This window comes from Chamaesiphon sp. VAR_69_metabat_338 (genome assembly GCF_031423935.1).
Taxonomy (GTDB): domain Bacteria; phylum Cyanobacteriota; class Cyanobacteriia; order Cyanobacteriales; family Chamaesiphonaceae; genus Chamaesiphon.
The window spans coordinates 1-4,388 of the sequence record NZ_JANPGM010000246.1; the positions used below are offsets into that span (position 1 = coordinate 1).

At 50.3% G+C, this 4,388-nt stretch carries 2 protein-coding genes; one reads left to right on the forward strand and one right to left on the reverse strand.

Annotated elements, in window-relative coordinates; genetic code table 11:
- Positions 1-114: 114 nt before the first annotated feature.
- Positions 115-1,194 carry a sulfate ABC transporter substrate-binding protein gene (locus RMO84_RS07275; protein WP_310487802.1) on the forward strand — a complete coding sequence of 360 codons (1,080 nt, stop codon included), beginning with the start codon at positions 115-117 and terminating at the stop codon, positions 1,192-1,194.
- Positions 1,195-1,210: 16 nt separating this feature from the next.
- Here RMO84_RS07275 and RMO84_RS07280 read toward each other — a convergent pair.
- Positions 1,211-4,388: PAS domain-containing protein (locus RMO84_RS07280; protein WP_310487803.1), on the reverse strand; the 3,178-nt coding region annotated here is incomplete at its 5' end.

Below are 4,388 nucleotides of genomic sequence, written 5' to 3' on the forward strand. Positions count from 1 at the left end.
CGGGACTAGAATCGATCGACGCGTGTTGACCTCTGGCATGGATATTGCTAAGATCGGCTGTAGATTTGGACGATATTCCGAGTCAAATACAGTAGATTCTTTAGAGGCAATGTCATGACCGTCAGCCGACAAGTAACGAGATCGATGCTCCGGTGGAGACGCTTTGCGAACGCCGGATTGATGATTGGTATGGGTTTAAGCCTTAATTTGGTTGCTTGCGGCAAGGGTGGCGATACGCCCTCAGCCGGTAATACCCCGTCCGGTGCGGGTCAAAAACGGGACGTCGAAGTTACTCTCGTTGGCTATGCTGTTCCCAAACCCGCTCATGACATCATTATCAAAAAGTTCGTCGCCAAATGGCAGCAAGAACACAACCAAAAAGTGACATTCAAACAGACATACGGCGGTTCCGGTTCGCAAACCCGTGCTGTGATTGATGGTTTGCCTGCGGATATCGTGCATTTGGCACTCGGTGGCGATGTCGATAAATTAGCTCAAGCCTCGCTGGTTGGCGCAGATTGGGACAAAAAGCTTCCCAATAACGCTATTGTCGCGCGGAGTGTGGTCGCGATCGTCACTCGTCCAGGCAACCCCAAGCAGATAAAATCCTTCGCCGATTTGGCGCGTCCCGATATCAAATGGGTGACAGCCAATCCCAAAACATCTGGCGGCGCGCGGTGGAACTTCCTCGCATTGTGGAATAGTGCGATTAAAGCTGGTGGGAATGAAGCCAAAGCCACGGAGTTTACCACTAACGCTTTTAAAAATGTTGTCGTGCAGCCCAAAGATGCCCGCGAAGCCACTGATGCCTTTGCCAAACAGGGACAGGGCGATGCATTATTAAACTACGAAAATGAAACGATCTTCGCCAAAGCAAGAGGGCAAGCACTCGATTATGTAGTACCAGATGTCAATGTGTCGATCGATACGCCAGTGGCAATTGTCGATAAAAATGTCGCCAAACACGGCAATCGCGAAGTCGTCGAAGCATTTGCCCAGTATCTGTTCTCGCCCGAATCTCAAGCCGAATTCGTCAAGTTAGGTTATCGTCCCGCAGCGACAGTCGCCGATCCTCGCTTCCCGAAGGTAACAACATTGGGTACAGTTGCAGAATATGGCGGTTGGAATACTTTTCAGAAGAAATTTTTTGAGGATGGCGGCGTTTATGACAAAATCCAAGCTGGGAAAAAATAGTTAAGGTGAGTTCGGGTTAACGATCGCTTTTCGGCCAGGTCACATAAAAAGTTGTGCCCTGTCCCAAGCTGGACTCTAGCCGAATGGTGCCTGCCTCTGTTTCGACAATTTTTTTAACGATCGCGAGACCGACTCCCGTACTATCAGTATTATCCATCCCTTTGAGAGTTTGGAAGATGGCAAAGACTGTTTCGTGATGTTCGGGGGCGATGCCAGGGCCATCATCTTTGAGGATGAATTCGTAGTGGTCTGAATGTTCGATCGCCCAAATGTGCAGGTTTCCGGTGACAGAGTGATGGTGTTTGATGGCGTTGCTGATTAAGTTGGTCAAGACTTGGCTCAAAAATACGCGTTTGGTCGTAAGGGTTGGCAATGGTGACTGGATCTCAATTCTAAAGCCCTGTTGCGGGGCGAGGGAGTCAATAATCTCACTCAGGAGTTCGGCAACGTTGAAGGTTTCCAACTTAGCTTCTTGTCGTCCAGATTTGGCGTATAGCAGCAGAGAGTCAATCATCGACTCCATCCGTTTGACGCGGGTGCGGAGGGACTGAAACTGTTGCTGATTTTCTGGTGGCAACTGACCTGCTAAATCTTCTTCAATCCAGACTGACAAGTTAGCGATCGCTCGCAAGGGAGCCTTGAGGTCGTGAGACACAGTATGTACGAAGCTGTTGAGTTCTTGGTTGCGTTCGGCTAGGGCTATTTCGGTGGTTTTACGATCGGTAATATCTCCCACTAGTCCGAGCATCCGCGTAGCTACCCCTTGGGCATTGTGATAAACGTATCCACTCGCCCAAATCCAGCGCACCTGGCGATCGGCACGGCGAATCCGGCACTCAAAATCCCAGGGTTCTTTATTGGCGATCGCATATTGCTGTTTGCGATCGACTTCTGCACGATCTTCGGGTAGAACGTGGTCGAGAAACATCTCGTAAGTCCACTGGGCTAACAGGGATTCGTAGCCAAAAATCCGATCGTGTTGGAGGGAACGGTTCGCTGTCCCATCGGCTAAATTCAAGTCCCAGTCACCAAACTCGGCTGCTGATAACAAAAAGTTGCGATGTATTTGACTCTCTTGGAGGGCTGTTTCAGCGCGTTTGCGATCGGTAATGTCTCGCGCAATGCCGATGACACCAACGATCTGACCTTTAACGCGCCACGGGTATTTTGCCGTCAGCAGCGATCTGAGGGTGCCTTGGTAGGGAATTTCTTCCTCATAGACGATCGATTCACCCGTTTCGATGACTTGTCGATCGATAGTAATGATGTCACGAGCGATCTCTGGCGGAAATAAGCTCGTGTCATCTCGACCTAACACGTCTGCAACACTAGCATTTACCCATTGGGCGGCGGTCGTATTGGCAATAATATATTTTCCTTGTAAATCCTTGACAAAAATCACATCTGAGGTGCCATCGAACGTGGCTGTCAAGATCCCATTGACACGCTCTAGCTCTGCTTCGGCACGTTTGCGATCGGTGATTTCTTGAACGACGACATTAATCCCTGCGATCTGTCCGGTTTCATCTCTAAGCGGATAACAATTTTCGATCCAAGTCCGCTCGACTCCAGGCAAAGCTCTAGTTTCACCACTAATTTCGATATTCAGCAGTGGCTCTCCGGTGGCAAAGATACTGTGTAAGAGTGGTTCATTTTCATCGGCTACAGTCGGCACGATTTCGCGCAGCGTGCGCCCGATATGGTCGTCAATATCGATACCGTTCATTTCTGCCAGCCGCTGATTGAGGCGGACATAGCGCAAGTCTCGATCGAGAATTGTTAGCCCGATGGGTGCGGTTTGATAAATTGCCTCGATTTCCATCAGTTGTCGTTGCACGAGTAATTGACTCTGATATAACTCTTCCTCAGCACGTTTGCGATCGGTAATGTCGGTGTTAAAGCCAACGACTTTCAGCAGTTTGCCGTGCGAATCATACTGGAAATAGCTCCGATCCGACACGTATACCCAGTGCCCAGCCGCATGACTAATCCGATATTCGCTCTCAAATCTGTCGATCCCGGCTGGAGCTGTCAGGAACTCTGCTTGGACGCGCTCTAGATCGTCGGGATGCATCCGCTCTGTCCACCACTCATTCGTTGGTAGCGCATCTTCAGCCCGAACGCCCAGCAGCTCGAATAACCCTGCGGAGCGATACATTATTTGCGTGTGCAGATTCCACTCGTACACTGTCCCTCGCACGGCTAGCATCGCTGATTCAAATCGGGCGTTGCTCCGCTCTAGGTTGGCTTCTGCTTGTTTACGAAGGGATATATCGATCGATACCCCCAAAATCTGTCGAACATTTCCCGCTGGTGTGGTGTTAAATACAGTGCTCTGACTGAGTAACCAGCACCACTCACCATTTGCCTGTTGCACTCGGTATTCGATCTCCAGCACTTCGCCAGGGAGAGCCGTACTGAATTGTGCCTGATACGCCATTGCGCGGGGCAGATCGTCTGGATGCACGATCCTCGGCGTGATGTCTGTCCCCAGCTCTTCTAGTTGCTCTGGCGTATAGCCCACCAGTTCTAGGGAGTGGCGATTGCTATAGATGTTGCGTTGCTCTACCAGATCGTAGACGTACAGCATCCCAGGCATAGTATTGGCAATCTTTTGCACGAATTGCTGACTTTCGACCAGAGCAATTTCGGCTTGTTTGCGAAGGGATATATCAAACATTACCCCGACAAACCGCATGGCTTCCCCCGCCTGGTTATCGAGGAATCGTCCTGTTGTTGCTACCCACACGACTACACCAGTGTCGGCGCGCACGAACCGATTTTCGATGCGAAAGAGCGATCGATCCCGTTGGGCAGTTTCCCACGCCTGCATCACACTTTCGTTATCGTCAGGATGAACGCGGCTCAAGCACATCTCGACAGTAGCTACGCCATCAATGGCTGGCTCGTAGCCCAAAATCCGAAAGTGGTTGTCAGACCAAATGGCTTGACCTGTGGACAAATCTGTATCCCAGGTCGCCATATCTGCGGCTGTAAGTGCCAAATTCAGCCGTTCTTCACTCTCCGACAACTTCTCGATCGACCGCAAACGATCGATTGCAATACTCGCAATTTTAGTCCCAAATTCGCCCAGTCGATATTCCCAATCGGTCGGAGATCGGGCTTCATTAAAGCACAACGTCACCGAACCAAGGGGTAAATTATCGACACCCATTATCGGTAAGGAATGACAA